Source organism: Leptolyngbya sp. FACHB-8, assembly GCF_014695575.1.
Taxonomy (GTDB): Bacteria; Cyanobacteriota; Cyanobacteriia; order Elainellales; family Elainellaceae; genus Vacuolonema.
The window spans coordinates 152,406-174,469 of the sequence record NZ_JACJOO010000095.1 but is presented as its reverse complement, the minus strand read 5'-3'; the positions used below and the strand labels follow the sequence as shown (position 1 = coordinate 174,469).

The window sequence follows — 22,064 nt, the reverse complement described above, 5'->3', positions numbered from 1 at the left end:
TCAGATCACGCAGGGGATGTTTTTGGCGACGGGTCATAGCAGGGCACCCAAGGGTTCCCTACTATCTTGACAGCCGCCTATAAAAAATGGCGATATTCGAGTCAAATGACCCACTAGTTTGATGACCCAAGCGATCGCCTTAAAGACCTATGAGTACTGAGAAGGAAAAGATGCTGGCTGGGGAACTCTACCTGGCCTCAGACCCAGAGTTAGTGACAGAGCGCACCCATGCGCGACGGTTGATGTATGAGTACAACTTAAGTTCGCCAGATGATGGAGAGGGGCGATCGAGCCTCCTGCAACAACTTCTGGGTCACTGCGGTAACAACGTGTGGATTGAGCCACCCTTCTATTGTGATTACGGTATCAACATTCATTTTGAGGATGGGGTCTACCTTAATTTCAACTGCGTCCTGCTCGACTGTGCCCCTATTCACATTGGTGCCAATACCCTAATTGCACCCGCCGTACAAATCTACACGGCTTACCACCCCACAGATCCCGCTACCCGAACGACGGGGTTAGAGTTAGCTGCTCCCATCACAATTGGCAAAAATGTTTGGATTGGTGGCGGAGCCATCATTTGCCCAGGGGTGACTATTGGGGACAATACAACCATTGGAGCAGGAAGCGTTGTTGCAAAATCGATCCCATCCGGGGTCATTGCCGTTGGGAATCCCTGCCGGGTGGTTCGGGAAATTGGTTGATGTTGCCTCTACTTCACAGGACAACATCCCTAGCTTCATCCATAGCTTCAAATGTCACAAAACCTAAACCTTCCCTCTTTTAGCCCCTCAATCCTCAGTCTGAAGTATTAGGCTTTGAACAGAACGCGCGACAAAAATTCGATAGATTAAACAGATTTTGTAGAGAGTCCCTACTCTAAAGCGATTCAATTTCAAGAGGTTCTATGGTTTCTACGACGGAAAAGATGGTTCACTACCCCCTGATTATTGGGGGCGAGAAGATTACGAGCGGGAGCGAGGATCTCATCAATCCGGCAACGGGCCAGGTATTTGCCACCGTCGCCCTGGGAACGAAAGCCGATGTAGACCGGGCCGTGCAAGCGGCAAAGGCCGCTCAGGTGGGCTGGGGGGCGCTGTCCTATGGTGAGCGTTGCGCGGCCATGATGAAACTTGCCGACGCCCTGGAAGCGCATTCCGACGAACTGGCTCAGCTGGAGAGCCTGAACGCCGGGAAAGCCACCAAGTTGACGATTAACGGAGATATTCCTTTCTCCATTGATAACATTCGCTACTTTGCCTCAGCAGCGCGGCGACAGGAAGGGACAGCAGCAGGCGAGTATGTGGGTGGCTACACCAGTATGATACGGCGAGAGCCTATCGGCGTAGTGGGTGCGATCACGCCCTGGAACTATCCGCTGATGATGGCGGTGTGGAAGATTGGCCCGGCGATCGCTGCTGGTAATGCTGTCGTTCTCAAACCCGCCCCTAACACCCCCATTACCACCATTCGGCTGGCAGAAATTGCTATCGAATCAGGGCTTCCTGAAGGGTTGATCAATATCGTGACCGGCGGTGTTGAAGTCGGTGAAGCGATCTGCACCCATCCCGACATCGGCATGATCACCTTTACGGGTAGCACGCGCACCGGACAACGGGTTGCTGAACTCGCCAGCCCCATGATCAAGCGCGTCACCCTGGAACTGGGTGGCAAAGCTCCCTTCGTGGTGTTTGATGATGCGGATATTGAAGCCGCAGCTCACGGTGCCGTAGTTGGAGCTTACGTCAACTCAGGTCAGGACTGCACTGCGGCTACCCGGATTTATGTACAGGATGCCGTGTATGACCAATTCCTCGCCCGCTTCACAGAGTTATCAAAGCAGGTAATTGTGGGTGATCCATTTGACGAAAACACCGATATTGGCCCCCTCTCCAGCCAAGCTCAACTGAATAAAGTGAAGGGTTATGTGGAGGATGCCAAGCAGCAGGGCATTCAGGTGATTACTTGCTCAGGCGTGCCCAGCGAGGGTTATTACTTCCCGCCAACGATTTTGGTAGACCCGCCTCACACCGCTAGCTGTGTATGTGAGGAAATCTTTGGTCCCGTGGTTACGGTCAATCGCTTCTCAACCGAAGAAGAGGCGATGCAGTTGGCGAACGATACACCCTACGGCTTGGCCGGCAGTGTGTGGACGCTGAATGTACAACGGGCGATGCGAATGTCCAAGGCAATTCAAGCAGGTACGGTGTGGGTGAATGATCACCTGCCGATCGCCAGCGAAATGCCCCATGGTGGTTTCAAAATGAGCGGTGTGGGTAAGGACATGTCCCACTATGCTCTAGAGGAGTTCACTGTTGTGAAGCATGTGGTATTCGACATTACAGGCGAGCAGCGCAAGGGCTGGCATTTCACCACTTTTGGTAAAGCAGATGCCTAGTGACAGCTAAATAATCAAAGAGAGGGTGAGTGCGGCGCACTCACCCTCTCTTTTTAAGCGCTGTGCGCGTTGACTGCGTACGGTGGCGTGGGGGACAAAGTGCATCACACCACCGTTGCTCTACTTAACACACTTGCACATTGCTATATGTCATTAGTTCGGACAGTTTTTCTGAAACCCTTGATTTTGCGTGCGCTTCGCGCACGCAAAATCAAGGGTTTCAGAAAAACTGTCCAGAGTATTGATATGTGAACTATTTAGCTTTGAGTTTTTGAGCGGGAAGCAACCATCCGCGCAATGCCCAACAGTTCTGTAAACAACTTGGGAGATATCAAATAAATCATGGTGACATAGACAAGACTGCCAATAGCAGTCCCTACAATTAACAATTCCAGAGGCTTCAAAACATCCTGGAGCGCAGCCCTTACGATTAAAATGACGCCTGCCATCACCACAGCACTCGACACGGGAGCAACAAACGTACCGAGATATGTCGACAAACGCTCTTGAATCAGCTTGCTAACGGCCCATTGTCCAACGGGGAAGACGAGGTAGCCGCGAATAACAGATGCAGCAGTGACAGCCATAATGCCGAAGGGGAGGGCGATCGCAAATCCAACCAAATTCAACGTCGCATTCAACACACTGAGCCAGAACCACCAGGCAGGTTTGCCCATCGCCACAAATACAGACCCCTTAAAGAAGGTAATGGCTCGCAGGACTCCCATAAACGCCAGAATTCGCATTAATGGAATCGAGGGAGCCCACTGCTCACCAAACAACAGCACATTCAGCTCTGGAGCCAGCACTGCCATCCCCAAAAATGTAGGAAAGGCAATCGTACTGGTTAGTTGCGTCGCCTTGTAAAAAGCTCGACGGAAGCGCTCTGGGTCAGACTGCAATCGGGAGAAGGTGGGCAGTGCCACGTCTCGAGTGGTGTTAACCAACAACTGCGTCATCACGTTGAGCACTTTATACGCAACGGTGTAATAGCCAAGTGCTGTGGCTCCTAAAAAATAGCCTACGAGGAAATCATTAATGCGGGTGTTGAAGAAAGTGAGGAAGTTGAACCCCATAATGTGTACCCCGATCCCGAACAGATCGTGAAAATGGCGGGCCGACACCTTAAAGCCCGGACGCCAATCGCTACAGACCCATAACGTGATTGAACCGAGGGCTTCATAGACCATCTGCTGCGCTACCAGGCTCCAAACTCCGAAGCCGCGCCACGCCATTAGAATACCAATGGCTCCCCCAGCGAAAGTAGCCACAAGCCAGCGAGCGGCGATCGTCTTGTACTGAAACTTGCGCTCCAGAATGGATTGCTGCACCTTGTTCAGGGCAGACACAATAAATAGAACCGAGAAACATCGGAGAATCGGCGTTAAAGCAGGTTCACCAAAGACATTCGCTGCCAGCCCAGCGCCCGAAAATCCCATGGCGGCTAGCAGCACGCCTACAGCTAAATTGATCCAGAAAGCGGTGTTCAAGTGTTCCGGTTCCAGGTCCTCTCGCTGAATGATGGCTTGACCAAAACCCTGTTCCAGAAAAAGCCGCATGAAGCCCAGGAAAACATTGGCCAGCGCAATTAAGCCAAAATCTTGGGGCTCCACCAGACGGGCCAGGATGAAGAAGATAATTAATGTGCCAGCCTGGCTTCCCCAGTTCCGCACAATTGACCAAACAACACCTTGAATTGCCTTCTGCTTAATGCTCATATCCGTACATACTCGTGATTAGGGGCATAGGGATTGGGTTCTTAACAGCCCCCTGAAAGGTTCATTTCCCAAACTCTTCAAATTTTGGAAGTAATTGTGGGGTGGGATATTCCCACTGGATCAGGAGGGCAAGAGCCCCACCCCACAAGGTATACAGGCTATTTAACTCAGGTTCTTTAACCTCAACAAGGTCAAGCCGTTTTGCTGAAGGTAGGGGTCGCGGGTGAGACTGGCACCTCAGGGGCCGCTTCTTTCGAATGAGTGGCGCGCAGGTTAGCATAACGCTGCTGTAGATGTGAGTGGCGATCGGTCAAATAGGTGTTGAGGTTATGTTCCAGCTTTGACAGAGCACGGGCGAGGAAATTATTGCCTTTGCCCAGGGTTAGACGGTTCACCAGGGGCTTGGTGATGGTGATATGGCGTCGCCATCCCAATTTCTTGTATTTACTCTGGAAGTAGCCGTCTTCTGCTAAATCCCACTTTTCCCGAAGGCGGTTAAGGCTAGCCAGTGTCCAGGCATTGCTCCAGCGCAGCATGTAGTAATGCAAGTCGCTCTTCTCCAGGGGCGGGCCGGGGACGTAGGTGACAATGCAAGCGGGTTCAAAGAACACTTTGCCTCCGGCTTGCCGTACCGTCATGCAGAAATCCAGGTGCTCTTTGGTGTTGAGCATCTTCTCATCCAGGAAGCCGACGCGATCGAAGATTTCAGTCCGCACCAGCACGCAGTGGAATTCTGCGAGTTCTGTCTCCTGGCGTTGAAGGCGATCGCTCATCTCCACCACCTTATGGCCCTGGTCGTACATCTTCTCGCGCAATCGCCGCCGCCCAGTCTTATCAACCCAAACGTGGGACTCACCCCCTGCAAAGTGAATTTCTTCGTGAATGGGTTCGTGCTGGCACATAAGAGGGCCGACCACGGCGGCTCCGGTTTCCTCGGCGCATTGCACCAGGGTATCTAACCAGCCGGGAGAGACAATGACATCATTGTCAATAAACACGACGTACTGAGTGGTCACCTGCTCCAGACCCAAATTTCTGGCCTGGTTGGGGTAAAGATAGAGATCGGTGCGAATTAGCTTGAATTGGTGGGCCTGGGCCTGCTCTTCTAGATAGCGCTTGATATGGCCCGGAGAATTGCCATCTACATATACCAGATTAAAAGGCTGCGGTGTATGTTCAAAAATGCTTTCCAGGGAAGCTTGCGTACAGCTGAAGCGTTCCCGAGGAACCACCACGATGGTGACTGGGGTTGTGGATGAATTCGTCGATGGCATCATTGGAGATGGCGTTGTCATAAGAATTCCTCACGTTGTCGGAGCTTGAGCAGTCGTCGGTTTCGTCGCAAACACGGGTGGGGTTACTCGGGCCGCATCTGTGGCAGAATGCAAGCCCTGATAGAGGTCTACTAATCGCTCATTCAGGGTGTCCAGGTTGTACTGAGTTTCGATAGTGGCTCGTCCGGAACGGCCCAGAGGTTCCCAAGATTCTGGGTGTTGAATCAGGTAGGACAGGCGATCGGCTAGTGCAGCGACATCTCGTTCAGGCACCAGAAAGCCATTGATCCCGTCTTTAACCAGTTCAGGAATACCCCCATGCCAGGTACCAATAACGGGTAGGCCCATTGCCATGGCTTCTTTCAACACATTGGTTGGGGCATCTTGATTGCCATCCTCAGCCGTGACACTGGGCGCCACAAACACATCGGTATCTTTGAGAATTTCAGTGATTTCCTGTTCATTTTTCCATCCCAATAGATGAACTGCATGACCCACTTCCAATTCATCAATCAATTGCTGGAGTTTGGGCTTTAAGATCCCATCCCCAATGATGTTGTATTGCAACGTGGGATAAATGGGTAGGAGCTGGGCGATCGCCCGAATCACGTACTCAATTCCCTTTTTCTCAACCAACCGTCCAGTGGTAGCAATGCTAACACCACGTTCAGGGCGGGGATGCCGCGCAATATACGGGAACTTGCCACAATCTAAGCCTGAACGATGCACCGCGATTTTGTTAGAATCACATCCTAATTTGATAGCCCGTTGTCGGAAAAAATCACAGTTTGCGAGGAAAAAATCCCCCTTTCGGAATACGGCATCGTAAATGTGCTCACCCCGCTCCTGAACATAGCTGCTAATGTCATAGCCTCGAAACATTACGATGAGCTTCGCCTTAGGCCGAAACAACTCACAGAATGTCATCCCGTTTGACCATTGCGTACCAAATTGGCAATGTACGATGTCATAAGCAGGTTTATCAGCCAACACAGCCGCTACATAAACACGTCGAAGAGCCAGAGCACCCAGGCCGTAGCGAAAAATGTTGAGCGATCGCAAAAACAGTGCAGGATTCCGATAGAAGTGCGTAATAAACAAGCTGATTCCAATCAGGACTCGCATCAGGAGAGAGGATGGTATCGGGAGTAGCGTGCGGGTTCGCTCCAACAGCCCATACTTCATCACATCCGGATGCATTTTAGCGTTGTGATGAACGCGATTGGTATAAATATCAACCTCATGGCCTCGATCAATCAAACCCGTTGCCTGATTAATAATGAACGTTTCCGACAGGGAGGGAAAGTCATGAACTAGAAAAGCAACTCGCATATTTGCTCCTAATGCGTGACCAAATTCCTGAAATCAACGTTCTGCACGCTTACTGATGCTGGTAAATACCCCTGGCATTGCTAAGGGCGATCGCGATTAACATCGTGAGCATCGCTAGGGAGATGCAACCGTGCAAAACGGAGAGCATTGTTTGACAATGCCCAATCGCGACACAGGGCAGAAGCCTGCATCTATGCCTTAAAGAACTGGCGAAGCTACGAACTTGAGGATCGATAAAGTTTGAGTGTGTGTTTGCAATAAGCGGTGTTAAGGCAAACGAAAGTATTTTCGAATCTCCATACATAGGCGCTTTTGCGCAGATAGATGCATGGAACGATGCCCCATCAGAACGGTCTCAACGAAGCCGTTATCAACTGACGTTACAGCTCAAAGAGCGCGATAACAAACGACTAAACAGTAAATGCGCCCTGAAATTTCGAAGGCATAGTGTGAATACATCTAAATTTATAGCCCCTAACTTCAAATTAATCCAGCCTTTATATTGTCAAAATAGGTTAAACCAGCTCTCATAATTTAGGCCTCCAATTCTAATCAAAACTTAGTACCGATGAAGCCGATGAACTGCCTTAATTAGCTTGAAATACTAACAGAAACGTATCCGTCGAAAGTTACATATAATCATCTATCCTTATGCATAGAACATGAATTTATACTCAGCTTCATTCTGTTATGGTAGAGGTCGTTTATTCACTACCATTACCGCATTGAAAACCGGTAGCACTCAATCTTAAAAGCTGACGCTTTTAGAACTACGGCTTCTTGCACAAAGACTCTATATTTTGATTGGGTGTTGTGTAAAACACCTCAGCGTAGACTGAGTCCTAAAACCGAGATTTTTTTGTTGTGGCATATTTACTCTCACAGCAAAAAACTCGGTTTTAGAAATAATTTTATTTTTTGTCCTGTGCTCCGGCAAGCACATCAGCAATGTGCAAGTGCGTTAAGTACAGCAACAGTGGTGTAGGGCACTTCGTGCCCTACACCACCGTACTTAATCAACCCGCACAGCGCTATAATACAAACGCTACCCAATCATCGCAGCAATTCTCAGTATGGAATTAGGCCCGAAAACCGCTTGCCGAAGGCAAGCGGTTTTCGGGTTTCAAAGCCAAGATTGCGCGCCCGATGGGCGCGCAATCTTGGCTTTGAAGCTCATAATGAGAACCGCTGCAATCATCGGGGTGTTGCCAGCATTCAGGATTTCGTCACACTTCAATCTGCAATCGATGTAATACCGTCTTTATAGGAAGCTGCACATTGATTGGGTATAACACTTCTACTCTTGTAACTCCCATAACCAATTTCTGATAGAAACGCACTGTCAATTCCGATATTGCATAGACATTCATACTCCAGAGCAAGGTTACGTACTACAAACGTCTTTCTGGAATCCCGCTCAGTTTACTCACTCTAAAACGCATCTCTCCTACGAGGTATTCTTTCACCGAAGCCTTCACGGTAAAACCAGATGAGAGTTCAGCCTTCCTCACATTTGTCCATACATTGCCCTAGTAAGTTGAGTGAGGTGAATATACATTCACTCAACTTCTAAATGACCTAAGGAGTTACTTATGCTGGCTAGCCGCTCGACACCCTTTACATGGTCGATAACGCTTCTATTCGCTGCGTTTGTCGCCTTACTAACTCTGGCAACGGGCTGGGCGATCGCCGCCGAAGCGCTCCCCATTGAGCCACAGTTAAACTTCAGCGAAGCAGGGACAAGATTTATCCGCGTATGGATTCCGTTATCCCTCGTCCTGACCATTATCCTCCCCACTATGGGTTTCATCTTCTGGTTTCGCAATTTAGAACTGCGGAGAATTCTTGGTTTTTATCTCTTAGCGATCGCAACCCAATTAATATCCGAACAGTTATTTGGTGCGTGGTTCTCCAGCCTTGTTGTCCTGATCGGTACCCTCTACACCTGCTTTCGTCTGTGGCAGCTCTGGCATGCACGGGAGCAGATTCGCAATATGCCCGCACGTTATTCGGGCGATCGCCTCCTTCAAGGGTTACTCTGGATTTTGATCACATTTTGGGCCTGCAATCTGATTATGTTATTTACATTGGCGTGGCCTACCATTATCACCCTTGGTGGATAACAGTTTTTTAGTTAGTTTCGTATACACTCCACACACAAAATTAGGGATATTAGAAGAAATATTCAATAATTAAGGATATAAGTAGGAATGAGTTTGATCATGAAAGCTTTCAATTTCCTTCACGCGTATGGTTACAAGAAATTTCATCCATAACTACATCAGATAAAACACTCTGAGAAACAACAGCACTATAGAAGCATGGATTGCTGGAATAAATTCCAGAACATGTCGGATTAATTCTCCAATCACGCAGCAAATATTCTTTTTCCTGAATGCTGAAGTAATAACTTAAAGCTTGTGAGAATTGCAAAACACAAGGCTCTATGGCAGTAGCGCGATCGCCAGGTTTTTAGATCTCATAAACAGTTTCATCCTCTTTGCGCCAAGCCGGGTCTACCATACAAATAAACACTAGCGGCTCTGACCCTGAGTTGTGGATAAACTGTTTCGCATTCGGTGGAATATACACTGCATCTCCTGGCTCCACCCGTTGCGTTTCTCCATCAATCGTCATATCCCCCACACCACTGAGAATGTAATACACTTCTGAAGTGGTTAGGGAATGAGGGGTAGAGGTTTGCCCCACTGGCACCGTAGCATGGGCTAAGCTATAGCGCAAAGCCAGAGGTTGTTTGTCTGGATGCAGCAGCTCTCGCAGCAGCGTGTGGTCGCCTGCGACAAACTCCTCACACTCCATTAACTTGCGTACCAACATCCGCTAACTCTCCCATTTCAGTAGAACCTGGCACCTTTATATCATCAGATTTGATGGGTACGTCAGATTTTACAGGGGCAACAGAAGACTGAGGCTCCGGTTGACGCCCGGAACGAATGCGGTCAAGCGCCACTACCAACCGATCCACGCTGGCATTCGGTTCCAAAAATGAAAACAGATGACGAAATCGAATCCGTCCCTTCGCATCAATCCAAAATTGGGCCGGTAGGGGAGCTCCTAACGCCTGCCCAACCTGATAGAGCCGAAAAATCCGACAGCTTGGATCGCTTAAAACCGGCATCTTTAACCCTAAATCTCGCACCACAGTTTTGCTTTGTGGCAGGTCTATACTCGTAATCAGAAAAACCTCTGCCCCTCGCTGCGCAAATTCTTCATAGCGCTGATTCAGTTCCATAATGTGGGGATAGCAGAGCGGACAGTATACCTTCTCACTAAAAATGCGGGTGAAATAGAGCAACACGGGCCGCTTCTGGACAGGGGGATCTGTAGGGCGTGTTCCGACCCAATCCATCAATCGGATTCTCAGGTCTGTCTGAGCATCGAGCAACTCAAAAGGCGGTGCAAGACTTCCCAGGAAAAAATGGTTGCTAGCCGGAAATGGAAGCAGATTACGGAAAAAACGCCGATTAAATAAACGGCCAACATCCATAACAGTTACCACGTCTGCGTCCTCCTCTGTTCCCTATCAATAAACTATAGCTATTACCAGGCCGTGTTTTAAAAGTCGTGTTTTCGTGTGCTTCACGTACAAAAACACGATCGAATAGTTCATCACCCCAATTTTGACAGTTGGAATGCAGCGGGCGAAGTCCCTCACATTCCAACTGTCAAAATTGGGGTGGTTAGATGGCATGAAAAGTGCACAAAGGGCCTCCTCCATACCCACCTAACCACACATTTTTCTATATCAAGCTGTGAGAGGCGTAGACGGGGTCATTTGCAAAAAGTCCTGCACCCTATGCAAATAGGTCTCCGGATCTTCCAGCATAGGAAAATGCGCCGTATTAGCAATCACCACATGTTCCACTAAAGGGTTCAACGCTGCTGCACGAGAGCCCATATCCGCCGGAATAATCTGGTCATACTCGCCTGATACCAGTAGCGTTGGCACTGGAATTTTGGCAAATTCCTTAGGCATTTCCTCCACTGCTCTCTCTGAAACAGCGGTGAAAATAGTCCCCAAAGCCGCCTCATAATCCGCCATGAGAAAATCTTCTAAAAACGCTTTGCGATCGTGCGCCGGAATTGGCCGCTTCAGAAAACGGGCCATAAAGATGCGATCGACTAGGGGAATAGCCGACAACCACTTGGGCCGAACCGCCACCACGTATCCACCAAACTTATAAAACGCTGCAAACGCTGCCGGGTCGTAGTCAAAAATCCCATTACAGGTAAGAATGCCCCGCTCGACGCGATCGCCATGCCGATTCAAAAACAACACCCCTACCGATGCCCCAGTAGAGTGAGCATTCAAATAAATTTTTTGATGTACACCTAACGCATCAAGCAACAGCACCAGATCGTCGGCATAGGTTTCCAACTCGTAGCCAATGGCGGAGACAGCATCGGGAACAGGTTTGGGTAGGGGCGATCGCCCAAATCCCCGCATGTCGTAGAGGAGACTGTCGAACTGGGGAGCGATCGTCCGCGCTGTAGATTCCCAATAGCGATCAGAACCACCCCACCCATGCACAAACACCATCACTGGCTTACTGGGCTGAAACGGATAGGAAACCGGCGTTTCACTGATCCATTCGTAATAATGTGATACCCCACGAACATCAATAAAAGGCATTGTCAATATTCGTTTTACGAAACATCAAACTTGCCAAATCCATCTGGACTCAGACATACCCCTAAAAATACCAACGACCTGCCGAATTTGCGTCCCCCTCCATGAAGTATTAAGAGTTCTGATAAAGCCCTTTGTTAATTCGATAGGTCTTCTACATAAGCCGGTGAGGGCACGACTCGTTCACGGCAAAGCCGCACAACAATTGGCGCAGGAAGTCGAATACCTTCAGTAGGGGTGGGTTTAGCAGACCATCCCTGCTGGTGCCGTCAACCTGGCAAAACTTACCCTCGCGATCGCATCCCGTAGGCTAGTACGCCGAGGATAAATATATAACCTATTTTTCTGTGGGGGTGCGAAGCACCCCCACAGAAAAATAGGTTACGGACTTGGGCCGTAGCCTACTAGGTTTGAATGATACTCTCGCCTGTGTTGTAGGGATAGCACCAAAACCCGCCTCTACAACTCGTTTCCAATAAACTCGACAGAGAAATCAATTGCCAAAACAAAGAAAGGCGGACAATGTCCGCCTTTCTTTGTTTTAAGTTTATCAGGCCGATTCTGGTTTCGGAATCGATGATGGATGCAACAGTAGTTCTGCTGTCGATCGCTTCTCAACCATCTCTCGCGTAATCGTACAGCGCGTCACATCCTTCCGCGACGGCAACTCGTACATTACATCGAGCATCATTTCCTCGACAATGCTGCGGAGTGCCCGTGCGCCCGTTTTGCGACGGTAGGCTTCTTTAGCGATCGCCCGCACCGCATCTGGCCGAAACTCCAGACTCACATTGTCCATCTTCATGAGCTTCTGATACTGCTTCACCAGCGCATTGCGCGGCTCCGTCAGAATCGCCGCCAAAGCATCCTCATCCAGCGGATCCACACCTGCCATCACAGGTACCCGACCGATGAATTCCGGAATCATACCAAACTTCACCAGGTCATCGGGTTCCATATACCGCAGCACATCAGCGGTGCGCTTCTCCTTCGAGGTATCCCCCGGTTGGATAAAGCCCATGCTCTTCTTCCCGATCCGCTGCTCAATGATCTTGTCCAGACCCACAAACGCTCCACCGCAAATAAACAGAATATTGCTGGTGTCAATTTGAATGCAGTCCTGATAGGGGTGCTTCCGGCCTCCCTGGGGCGGCACGTTAGCAACCGTTCCTTCCAGCATCTTCAGCAGCGCTTGCTGAACGCCTTCACCTGAAACATCGCGAGTAATCGAGGGGTTCTCACTCTTGCGAGCAATCTTGTCGATTTCATCAATGTAGATGATGCCGCGCTGAGCCTCTTCCACATCGAGATCTGCCACCTGCAACAGCCGCAGCAGAATGTTCTCGACGTCCTCGCCCACGTAGCCTGCTTCCGTCAAAGTCGTCGCATCCGCTACAGCAAAGGGCACATCCAGCATTTCCGCTAGGGTTTGAGCCAGCAGTGTCTTACCACAACCCGTCGGCCCAATCAGCAGAATGTTAGACTTTTGCAGCTCAACAGAATCGTCAAGCTTGCCGTTAGCCTTGTTCTGAACAAAGTTCAGCCGCTTGTAGTGGTTGTAGACGGCCACGGAAAGAATTTTCTTTGCTCCTTCCTGACCAATCACATGGTCATCCAGGTGCTTTTTAATCTCCCGAGGCTTCGGAATTTGATTCAGCGACAGCCGGGTTGAGCGCGATGGGCGCTTCTCTGGCTGTGGCTCACGACGAGGAGCTGACTGGGGTACTGTAGCCCCAGAGTCAAACAGCTCCTCATCGAGGATTTCATTGCAAAGATCGACACACTCATCACAAATATAGACCCCAGGCCCTGCAATCAGTTTGCGCACTTGTTCCTGGGATTTACCACAAAAGGAACATTTGAGATGAGAGTCATACTTTGACATGTCCAGTCGCCCCTCAGTTACTTGTGGTGACGGCAGATCGTCCGGCGGAAAGTTCCTGCCGGGTGATCACTTGATCAATCAGACCGTAATTTTTAGCCTCTTCAGCAGACATGAAGAAGTCCCGCTCCGTATCGGTCTCGATTCGCTCCATAGGCTGCCTGGTATGGTGAGCCAGCAATTCATTGAGCTTCCGCTTATGATACAGAATTTCTCGGGCTTGAATTTCAATATCTACCGCTTGCCCTTGAGCACCACCCAATGGCTGGTGAATCATAATGCGTGAACTCGGCAGAGAGAGCCGTTTTCCGGCTGCACCACCGGCCAGCAAAAAGGCACCCATACTTGCTGCCAAACCATAACAAATGGTTACAACATCAGGGCGAACCTGCTGCATGGTGTCGTAGATTGCCATACCCGCAGTTACGGAACCGCCGGGCGAGTTGATGTAGAGCTGAATATCCTTCTCAGGATCTTCAGCATCCAGATAGAGCAGTTGCGCCACGATGGAGTCGGCCACATTGTCGTCCACAGGGGTTCCCAGGAAAACAATGCGCTCCCGGAGTAGCCGTGAGTAGATGTCAAAGGCCCGCTCTCCTCGACCAGACTGCTCAATTACCATGGGAATCATGTTGCGAGGCTGAGCAGCCGTATTCGCGGTGGATTGGAGATCAGACACGTTTAGGCTCCAGGGAGCAAATTGTGGAGATTGGGAGAAAACCATATCAACAAAACCGTAATAACTCCGGCCAAGATGCAAGTAACCACCAGCAACGAGCCTACTGCACATTATGCCTCAACTCATTTGAGACTGGTGGCTTCCTCAAGAATTACTCAATAGTCGTCGGGCCAAATACGAGCCCGAAACGGCCTGAGAGCAGCAATTTGTGGTGTACTACATGCACCACAAATTAGCTTTTAGGCATCTGCATCCTCTGCCTCAGCATCGTCAGCCTTGGCCTTGCGGGTGGTTTTCTTCTTGGCTGTAGCCTTTTTCTTAGCTTCCTCTCCTTCGTCAGAAGCCTCTGCTTCCTCAGCTACCTCCGCCTCGGCATCGGTCTTGCTGGCTTTCTTGGAACGAGAAGACTTGCCCTTCGTTGCTTTAGCCGACTCTTCAGCGACTTCCGCTTCTGCGGGAGCATCCTCTGCTTCGACAGTGGCTACCGCTTCGACATCAATAGTCTGGCTGCTAGCTGGTTCGAGCTCCTCGACCGCTTCTTCAGTCGGGGTTTCTTTGGTCAGCGTACCTTCAGGTACCAGCTCCAGCGTATTGTTCGCTTCCAACCAGTCAAAGATCTTTTCTTTCAGCAAATCTTCGTCGAGAACTTCCCGCAGACGTTTACGGTCGATGTTTGCATCATCACCAATATCTGCCAAAACTTCGGTAATCTTGGCTTCCAGTTCGGATTCCTCGACCTTAATGGATTCTTTCTTGGCAATTTCGCCCAGAGCCATGGTGCGCTGGATGCGGGTAATTGCCTCAGGGCGGGTGCGATCGCGCAAGCTATTAATCACCTCAGCGCTGAACATCTTCTTGATGTCCATCCCTTGCTGCTCCAACTGCATGGCAGTCTGGGTGATCATGTAGTCCACTTCCCGCCGAATCAGAGACTCGGGCAGATCCACTTCCAAGTGCTTCACCAGCTCGTCCAGGAAGGCCTGCTGCTTGTTCTGGCGGGTCTTATCTTCCGCTTCTTTCTTAAAGCGGGTATCAAGAGACTCACGCAGAGCTTCCAGGGTTTCAAATTCGCTCACTTCTTGAGCAAAATCGTCATCCAGTTCGGGCAGCTCTTTCTCTTTGATTTCCTTCAAGGTGACTGTAAAGACGGCAGGCTTACCAGCCAGATCCGCTTGCATGTAGGGGTCGGGGAAGGTAGCATTGACTTCCTTGGTTTCCCCAACGTTCATGCCAATGATGCCATCGATAAAGCCGGGGATAAAGCGACCCTCGGACAATTCCAACTCGAAGTCAGTAGCGCTACCACCTGGGATCTCAGCCACTTCTTCATCGCCTTCACTGACCAAACGGCCGTTGAAGTCAACCACCGCCAGGTCTTTCTCCTGAGCGGGACGGCCTTCGACAGGCACGCGGGTAGCAAGGCGATCGCGATAGCCCTCCAATACTTCATCAACCCGACTGGCATCGTAGGGAATCTCCTCCGCCTGCACCGATAACCCAGTGTATTGGGTCAGGTTGGCATCAGGAGGAACATCCAGGGCCGCAGAGATGGTGACAACCGTTCCAGGCTCAAACTGCTCAAGCAGTTGCTCAAAGGGCGATCGCAACTCAATATTACCGAGCGCGTCAATCTTCTCTTGCTCGATCGCCTGCTTAATGCTGGAGTCGATCAACTCTTCCAGGGCAGCGGCCTTGAGGCTTCGACCATACTGGCTGGTGAGGATCTTAGTAGGCACCTTCCCTTTGCGGAACCCAGGAATGTTGGCACTACGGGCAAACTTTTGCAGCGTCTTGTCATACACCTGCTTCGACATCTCAGGCGTGACTTCAATTTCTAAACCAATCCGACTGGCCGGTAATTTTTCCTGGGTAACTTTCATGAATCTTCTCGTGTCACGTCAATGGGCTGTGCCTGGAGTGCAATGCCGCAATTAGCTATAGTAACTGATTCTGAACAGGTGTGAATCCACCACTCAGGTTCTTCAGCTACGACTAAAGGTTGCGGTTCGCTGGGTTGTGGATACCCGACCATGCGAAAAACTAAATTTTGGGTTCCACAATAAAAATTGTTGATTTAGGCCACAAATGTATGGCTTAGCTCGCCCGTTTCCTCGTAGACTTCTTGGAACAGATCTTTCAAGCCTCTCACCCAATCACGCAATATCGTTTGAACCGTTGATTTTCTTAAGGAGTGCAAAAACGTTTCAAACGCGTTTTCGGCCTCCACTTCCACTTCCGCTATCAAAGCCCCCATCAAATTAAGCTTTGTGATCTCGCAAAACTCCGTTATGATCAGTCAATCTTTATGCGATATACCTGAATTCGCCCCGGCTCGTGGGGCTTACAGAAGCAGTAAGGCTTAAAAGAACTTAACAAATTAAAGAAAACCACCGAGAAGCATTTCAGATCACTCTTAACCGTTCGGTTCTGGCAGCAGTCAGAACACCTTTCCAACACACCATCAACACCATTACCGTCGTGGGAGGACGTTAGACTTTGCCTCAGTCGTATCGAGTTGCTATTTTGGGTGCCACAGGTGCCGTTGGCACTGAATTATTGGAACTTTTGGCCGAGCGTCAATTTCCGCTATCTGAACTGAAGCTATTGGCCTCAGAGCGTTCTGCTGGGAAAACCGTTCAGTTTCAGGGAGAAACCCTGACGATCGAAGCGGTGAGCGATCGCTCCTTCGATGATATCGACATCGTGCTGGCCTCAGCAGGTGGCTCTCAGTCCAAAGCCTGGGCTCCGAAGATCGTGGCCGCTGGAGCTGTGATGATCGACAACTCTAGCGCCTTTCGTATGGACCCGAACGTGCCGCTGGTCGTGCCGGAAGTAAACCCGCAAGCCGCATCCCAGCACCAGGGCATCATTGCCAACCCCAACTGCACTACCATCTTGATGAATGTGGCCGTTTACCCATTGCATCAGGTAACGCCCGTGAAGCGCATCGTCGCTGCCACCTACCAATCAGCCAGCGGCGCTGGTGCACGGGCTATGGAGGAGGTTAAAGTGCAGGCTCAGGCCATTCTCAATGGCACCGAGCCACCCACCGAATCTTTCCCTTATCCTCTGGCGTTTAACCTGTTCCCCCACAATACGCCCATCAACAACCAGGGCTACTGTGAGGAAGAAATGAAAATGGTGAACGAAACCCGCAAGATTTTCGGGGTTCCTGACCTACGCGTGTCAGCCACCTGCGTACGGGTTCCCGTCTTACGGGCACATTCGGAAGCCATCAATCTTGAATTTGTAGAGCCCTTCAGTCCGGATCAGGCACGGGAGATCCTGAAGTCTGCTCCAGGGGTACAGTTGGTCGAGGACTGGCAAGCCAACTATTTCCCCATGCCCATTGATGCCACAGGCAAAGACCCCGTTTTGGTCGGTCGGATCCGCGAAGACCTCTCCAATCCTGGTGGTTTAGAGCTCTGGCTGTGTGGTGATCAGGTTCGCAAAGGGGCAGCTCTCAACGCTGTGCAGATTGCGGAATTACTGGTCGAGCGAGATTGGGTTAAACCCACCGGGGCAGGTTCTGCCTCCTCAGCAGCGGCTTCTGTCAGCGTCTAAAGCAGAATTCGCCAGGCTTCTGCCTGACTTAACCCGGTGATACCTACGGCAAAATTAGTCCTTCTCTGATACAAAGCGCGAAGGAGGCGAGTGAGTATTTTTGGACGTGTCTTGACTGCCATGATTACGCCGTTTAATGAAGACGGCAGTATGAATTATGTTGTGGCAGAGAAATTAGCAGCGCATCTGGTCGACCAGGGTACAGATACCTTAGTCGTCTGTGGTACCACCGGGGAGTCCCCCACCTTAAGTTGGGATGAGGAGTACGAATTATTTGGGGTGGTTCAGAAGGCTGTTGCCGGGAAAGCAAAAGTCATTGCCGGAACGGGCTCAAATTCTACCGAAGAGGCCATCGATGCGACCCAAAAAGCCGCTAAACTAGGGTTAGATGGTTCGCTACAGGTTGTTCCTTACTACAACAAGCCCCCACAGGAAGGGTTGTATCGCCATTTCCGGGCGATCGCAGAAGCCAGCCCTGACTTCCCTATCATGCTCTATAACATCCCTGGGCGTACGGGTCAGAACATGACTCCGGATACAGTGGTTCGGTTAGCCGAAGTTCCGAATATAGTGGCAATTAAAGAAGCGAGTGGTAACCTGGATCAAGTAGGGTTCATTCGACACTCCACGTCTCCCGACTTCAAAATCTACTCTGGTGATGATTCTTTAACATTACCCATGTTGGCAGTAGGAGCGACAGGAGTGGTCAGTGTAGCCAGCCACCTGGTAGGAAACGACATCCAGTCGATGGTGCAAAGTTTCGAAAAAGGTGACGTACAGGCCGCAGAACAAACGCATCGGAAGCTTCTACCTTTGTTCAAAGCCTTGTTCGTTACGGCAAATCCAATTCCTGTGAAACTGGCTCTTGTTCTACAGGGTTGGCAGGTTGGGCAAACGCGCCTGCCCCTGTATGATGCCCTTGGCCCTGTTGAGGCAACCTTACGGCCCGTGATGGAAGAGTTGGGCCTCCTTTAACCTTGACCTGCAAGGGTAAAGCAAGCGGTATTTACACCGCAAGTTTTCTGAAAACTGAATATTGATCTTTTGGCTTTGGCGATCGCACTCTCCCTCGTCCATAAACATCTGTCTACCATCCTTTGCTATGACGTAATCCCATACTCCCTATTTCAATGCCCGTTTTGATTACCTTCCATGCCTGAGAGGATGTTTGCAAAGCTCCGCAACGAGTTGGCTTTTGACACGCACAATTCACCTTTCAAGCACCTTCCTAGTCGAGCTGAGGAATGAGTCTGTTGCTGCGCTTCAGAAGCTTCGCAGACCCATCCTTGCCTCACATCTAAAAGCTTTTCATCTTGACCTTGCTGACCGAATGTTTAGTTTAGGAGTTACATGACTACAAAAAACGGATCAAATTCTCCGCTGAAAATCATCCCCCTCGGGGGCCTGCATGAAATTGGTAAGAACACCTGTGTGTTTGAGTACGATGACGAGATCATCTTGCTTGATGCAGGTTTAGCGTTTCCCACAGATGGTATGCACGGCGTCAATATCGTGCTGCCTGACACGACCTATCTGCGGGACAATCGCGAGAAAGTCAAAGGCATGATCGTCACCCACGGTCATGAAGACCATATCGGCGGGATTCCTTTTCACCTGCGGCAGTTTGATATTCCGGTGATGTATGGCCCCCGGTTGGCCATGGCCCTGTTACATGACAAGCTAGAAGAAGCGGGTGTTGTTGACCGCACCGAATTGCGTACCGTTCGCCCCCGTGAAGTTGTTCGCATCGGCAAATACTTCCTGGTGGAGTACATCCGCAACACCCACTCGATTGCCGATAGCTTCTCTGTAGCGATCCATACCCCTGTGGGTCTGGTGATTCACACCGGAGACTTTAAGTTTGACTTCACCCCTGTGGATGGCGAGTTCTTCGACATCCAGCGCATGGCCGACCACGGCGAACGGGGTGTGCTGTGTCTCATTAGCGACTCGACCAACTCAGAAGTTCCAGGGCATACACCTTCCGAGCGCTCGGTTTTCCCCAACCTGGATCGCACCTTTGCAGAGGCAGATGGCCGTCTGCTGGTGACGACCTTTGCGTCCTCCGTGCATCGCGTCAACATGATTCTGGAGTTGGCGAGGAAGCACAAACGGAAGGTCGCCGTGGTGGGTCGTTCCATGCTGAACGTGATTGCCCATGCCCGGACTTTAGGTTACATCAAGTGCGAAGACGACCTGTTTGTGCCACTGAATGCTGTGAATCGCCTCCCTGACCCGGAGGTGCTGATTCTCACGACAGGTTCGCAAGGTGAGCCGATGGCAGCGTTGACTCGTATCGCCAACGAATCTCACAAGCAGATCCAGATTAAGAAGGGCGACACTGTTGTCTTTTCAGCTAACCCTATTCCCGGCAACACGATCGCAGTCGTTAATACCATCGACAAGCTAATGATGCTGGGCGCTAAGGTGATCTACGGTCGTGAGCGGGGTATTCACGTTTCCGGTCACGGCGCGCAAGAAGACCAGAAGTTAATGCTGGCTCTGACCAAGCCTAAGTTCTTCCTCCCCGTCCACGGGGAGCACCGGATGCTCGTGAAGCACGCGCAGACAGCTCAGAGCATGGGTGTTCCTGCCGAGAACATGGTGATCATCGACAACGGTGATGTGGTTGAACTTACCCCCGATAGCCTTCAGAAAGCGGGTAAGGTGCCTTCGGGTATTGAGCTAGTCGATTCTTCCCGTTCTGGTGTGGTGCATGAGCGCATTCTGAAGGAGCGGCAACACCTGGCTGGTGATGGTGTGATTACCATTGCGGCAACCGTTGGGACTGAAGGCAAGCTGATTGCGCGTCCGGAGCTACACCTGCGGGGTGTGGTGACGACACTGGATCGGGCACACCTGCAACAGTCCGTCGAGCGGACATTGGAGACTTCGTTGCGCGATCGCTGGCCCGAATTTGCTCCCAACTTTGGCAACGGTAGCAGCGACATAGATTGGGCTCGATTACAAGCGCATCTCGAAACCGAGTTGCGTCGGTTAATGCGTCGAGAGTTGCAGGGGAATCCTTTGCTGGTGTTCCTGCTACAAACCCCGACGGAAATGCCTGCAGCGACGACAAACGGTAAGGGCGGGCGGCGATCGCTCGAACCGGCTCAAGTTGCATCTTAACGTTGATTTTTCTCGCACTATGGGCGAGAAAAATCGACAAGAAAAAGGGTTTGGCATTGCCAAACCCTTTTTTGTTGTGGGTGGGCGATCGCCCCTTAAAACGGTTCTTCGGCCGCTTCGTCTCTCGTGTTGGTGTACCGGTAGGGAGTTTCGCGGTTGAATTTCATATGCATAGCGCGGGTCTGTTCGCCATCAGCCGCAACCGCCAGGATGGGGAAGTCAATGAGACCGTCCTGGAAGGACATGTGGAAGCGGAAGGTGCCATCAGGGTTAAGTTGAATCGGTTCGCCGTTGATGTAGACCGTGGCATCGGGCTCGGTTGCACCGTAAACAATCAGTTCAGCATCGGCGATGAGCCAAAATTTGCGAGCCCGGATAGGCGGCATTGAGGCAAAGAAACCAACACCTGACCCCATGCCAACACCTGAGAAGGTGGGAACGGCTCCCATACCCATGCCAACACCCGATTGGGTAATGTAAGAACTCACCCCAGACTGGAGTGCATAGGAGCTGAGGCCAGCTTGAAGTGCATAGGAGCTAATCGCGGATTGACTAATGTAGGAGCCGACCACCGACGGAACAGAGAAGGAGCTAACAGAGGATTGGAGTTCGAACGAGCTTATAGGGAAGGATTCGATCGCCTGCCCAGACGCCATTTGGGCCGAGCCGTACAGGGAGCTGGGCACCTGGTGCATGGAGCCAAATAGGGAGCCTGCTACGCGATCGGCTTCAGCGGATTGTGCCTTGTCAAAGATCTGAGTGTAGAGGGGATTAGTTTCGCTGGTACGTCCCGGACTCTTCAAGGGATACAGCGTCTTGCCCGATAATTCCTCGTCCCAGTCGACTGAGAGAAAGTGCTCTTCATACCAGTCGGAGGGGTAGATAGGGGCAACACGAATTCGGTTGGAGCGGGCCAGCATCAGCCAGTAGCCTTCTGCAGTGAGGTAACCAATTTCGACTAAATAGTCGCGATCGCTCACCGGAATCCCCAGATACCAATCCTGTGCTAATTCGTCGCAGTCGTACTCCAGCAAGCTGTGAGGACGCTCTTGCTCCAGGTCGCCAATATCTGTGACATCGTAAAGACGCAGGGCTAGGCGTTCACCACCCTGACGGCGCAATTCTTCTTTATGGCTATTGGGAGTGTCCCAGTATGCGTAGGCCCATTGGGGGTCACGAGGTAATAGCACGATACGGCTCTCCTCATAACCATCGGGTAAGCCCGCTAACCCAGCGTCTACATCTGCTAAAGCTTCGGCCGACAAATCTGTCTGGCCGACATCGTATTTAGCGGCTTCTACAGTCGATTGAGGGTCAGTATCGGGCTCCTCAGACGCGCGATCGGATGCACGGGCAACAGCCCCACCCACAAGGGCCGTTCCAGCCACAGCACCCATGCCAGCGACAGCGGCTCCCAGGCCACTTCCGGCATCA

15 protein-coding genes and 1 pseudogene are annotated in these 22,064 nt (G+C 50.9%); 6 read left to right on the top strand and 10 right to left on the bottom strand.

The genetic code is table 11. The annotated features are described in order from the left end of the window. Positions 1-149: 149 nt before the first annotated feature. Together H6F91_RS27410 and H6F91_RS27405 are read left to right on the top strand one after the other, a co-directional pair. Positions 150-707: a sugar O-acetyltransferase gene (locus H6F91_RS27410; protein ID WP_190774108.1), complete on the top strand. Its 558-nt coding sequence runs from the start codon at positions 150-152 to the stop codon at positions 705-707. Positions 708-910: 203 nt separating this feature from the next. Further along, positions 911-2,401 (top strand): aminobutyraldehyde dehydrogenase, encoded by a 1,491-nt coding sequence (locus H6F91_RS27405; RefSeq protein ID WP_242036031.1) that lies wholly within the window; start codon positions 911-913, stop codon positions 2,399-2,401. 257 nt (positions 2,402-2,658) lie between these two features. Here H6F91_RS27405 and H6F91_RS27400 read toward each other — a convergent pair whose 3' ends face one another. From H6F91_RS27400 to H6F91_RS27390, 3 genes are all read right to left on the bottom strand, one after another. Beyond that, positions 2,659-4,119: a lipopolysaccharide biosynthesis protein gene (locus H6F91_RS27400; protein WP_190774107.1), complete on the bottom strand. Its 1,461-nt coding sequence runs from the start codon at positions 4,117-4,119 to the stop codon at positions 2,659-2,661. A gap of 191 nt (positions 4,120-4,310) precedes the next feature. Continuing rightward, complete coding sequence (locus H6F91_RS27395; protein ID WP_242036030.1) at positions 4,311-5,414, bottom strand: glycosyltransferase; 1,104 nt, start codon at positions 5,412-5,414, stop codon at positions 4,311-4,313. A gap of 9 nt (positions 5,415-5,423) precedes the next feature. Further along, positions 5,424-6,725 carry a glycosyltransferase gene (locus tag H6F91_RS27390; RefSeq protein ID WP_190774106.1) on the bottom strand — a complete coding sequence of 434 codons (1,302 nt, stop codon included), beginning with the start codon at positions 6,723-6,725 and terminating at the stop codon, positions 5,424-5,426. 1,592 nt (positions 6,726-8,317) lie between these two features. Between H6F91_RS27390 and H6F91_RS27385 the strand changes: the two genes are divergently transcribed. After that, positions 8,318-8,848 (top strand): hypothetical protein, encoded by a 531-nt coding sequence (locus H6F91_RS27385; RefSeq protein WP_190774105.1) that lies wholly within the window; start codon positions 8,318-8,320, stop codon positions 8,846-8,848. A 349-nt stretch (positions 8,849-9,197) separates the two neighbouring features. Here H6F91_RS27385 and H6F91_RS27380 read toward each other — a convergent pair whose 3' ends face one another. The 6 genes and pseudogenes from H6F91_RS27380 to tig all read right to left on the bottom strand — a co-directional run bounded on the left by H6F91_RS27380 (position 9,198) and on the right by tig (position 15,817). Further along, positions 9,198-9,563, bottom strand: coding sequence for a cupin domain-containing protein (locus H6F91_RS27380; protein ID WP_190774104.1), 366 nt, complete (start codon positions 9,561-9,563; stop codon positions 9,198-9,200). A 124-nt stretch (positions 9,564-9,687) separates the two neighbouring features. Next, a pseudogene (locus H6F91_RS27375) lies at positions 9,688-10,233 on the bottom strand (peroxiredoxin family protein); the annotation flags it as partial. 258 nt (positions 10,234-10,491) lie between these two features. Beyond that, positions 10,492-11,379 carry an alpha/beta hydrolase gene (locus H6F91_RS27370; RefSeq protein WP_190774103.1) on the bottom strand — a complete coding sequence of 296 codons (888 nt, stop codon included), beginning with the start codon at positions 11,377-11,379 and terminating at the stop codon, positions 10,492-10,494. 547 nt (positions 11,380-11,926) lie between these two features. Beyond that, positions 11,927-13,261, bottom strand: a complete 1,335-nt coding sequence (gene clpX / locus H6F91_RS27365; protein WP_190774102.1) for an ATP-dependent protease ATP-binding subunit ClpX — start codon at positions 13,259-13,261, stop codon at positions 11,927-11,929. A 13-nt stretch (positions 13,262-13,274) separates the two neighbouring features. Further along, positions 13,275-13,982 carry an ATP-dependent Clp endopeptidase proteolytic subunit ClpP gene (gene clpP, locus H6F91_RS27360; protein WP_190774101.1) on the bottom strand — a complete coding sequence of 236 codons (708 nt, stop codon included), beginning with the start codon at positions 13,980-13,982 and terminating at the stop codon, positions 13,275-13,277. 194 nt (positions 13,983-14,176) lie between these two features. Next, complete coding sequence (tig, locus tag H6F91_RS27355) at positions 14,177-15,817, bottom strand: trigger factor (RefSeq protein WP_190774100.1); 1,641 nt, start codon at positions 15,815-15,817, stop codon at positions 14,177-14,179. Between the two features lie 616 nt (positions 15,818-16,433). Here tig and H6F91_RS27350 point away from each other — a divergent pair. The 3 genes from H6F91_RS27350 to H6F91_RS27340 all read left to right on the top strand — a co-directional run bounded on the left by H6F91_RS27350 (position 16,434) and on the right by H6F91_RS27340 (position 20,630). After that, positions 16,434-17,501, top strand: a complete 1,068-nt coding sequence (locus H6F91_RS27350) for an aspartate-semialdehyde dehydrogenase (protein WP_190774099.1) — start codon at positions 16,434-16,436, stop codon at positions 17,499-17,501. Between the two features lie 90 nt (positions 17,502-17,591). Continuing rightward, positions 17,592-18,476, top strand: coding sequence for a 4-hydroxy-tetrahydrodipicolinate synthase (gene dapA / locus H6F91_RS27345; RefSeq protein ID WP_190774098.1), 885 nt, complete (start codon positions 17,592-17,594; stop codon positions 18,474-18,476). A gap of 375 nt (positions 18,477-18,851) precedes the next feature. Next, positions 18,852-20,630, top strand: coding sequence for a ribonuclease J (locus H6F91_RS27340; protein ID WP_190774097.1), 1,779 nt, complete (start codon positions 18,852-18,854; stop codon positions 20,628-20,630). A gap of 95 nt (positions 20,631-20,725) precedes the next feature. Here the strand turns inward: H6F91_RS27340 and H6F91_RS28170 are convergent, their stop codons facing one another. Next, positions 20,726-22,000, bottom strand: a complete 1,275-nt coding sequence (locus tag H6F91_RS28170; protein ID WP_347280095.1) for a DUF4912 domain-containing protein — start codon at positions 21,998-22,000, stop codon at positions 20,726-20,728. Positions 22,001-22,064 lie beyond the last annotated feature (64 nt).

Bases quoted from the DNA above. Each gene is read 5' to 3' on its own strand.
- clpX (WP_190774102.1), bottom strand. From the start codon at position 13,261: ATGTCAAAGTATGACTCTCATCTCAAATGTTCCTTTTGTGGTAAATCC.
- H6F91_RS27370 (WP_190774103.1), bottom strand. From the start codon at position 11,379: ATGCCTTTTATTGATGTTCGTGGGGTATCACATTATTACGAATGGATC.
- H6F91_RS27405 (WP_242036031.1), top strand. From the start codon at position 911: ATGGTTTCTACGACGGAAAAGATGGTTCACTACCCCCTGATTATTGGG.
- H6F91_RS27340 (WP_190774097.1), top strand. From the start codon at position 18,852: ATGACTACAAAAAACGGATCAAATTCTCCGCTGAAAATCATCCCCCTC.
- H6F91_RS27385 (WP_190774105.1), top strand. From the start codon at position 8,318: ATGCTGGCTAGCCGCTCGACACCCTTTACATGGTCGATAACGCTTCTA.
- H6F91_RS27410 (WP_190774108.1), top strand. From the start codon at position 150: ATGAGTACTGAGAAGGAAAAGATGCTGGCTGGGGAACTCTACCTGGCC.
- clpP (WP_190774101.1), bottom strand. From the start codon at position 13,982: ATGGTTTTCTCCCAATCTCCACAATTTGCTCCCTGGAGCCTAAACGTG.
- H6F91_RS27390 (WP_190774106.1), bottom strand. From the start codon at position 6,725: ATGCGAGTTGCTTTTCTAGTTCATGACTTTCCCTCCCTGTCGGAAACG.
- H6F91_RS27400 (WP_190774107.1), bottom strand. From the start codon at position 4,119: ATGAGCATTAAGCAGAAGGCAATTCAAGGTGTTGTTTGGTCAATTGTG.
- H6F91_RS27380 (WP_190774104.1), bottom strand. From the start codon at position 9,563: ATGTTGGTACGCAAGTTAATGGAGTGTGAGGAGTTTGTCGCAGGCGAC.
- tig (WP_190774100.1), bottom strand. From the start codon at position 15,817: ATGAAAGTTACCCAGGAAAAATTACCGGCCAGTCGGATTGGTTTAGAA.
- H6F91_RS27395 (WP_242036030.1), bottom strand. From the start codon at position 5,414: ATGACAACGCCATCTCCAATGATGCCATCGACGAATTCATCCACAACC.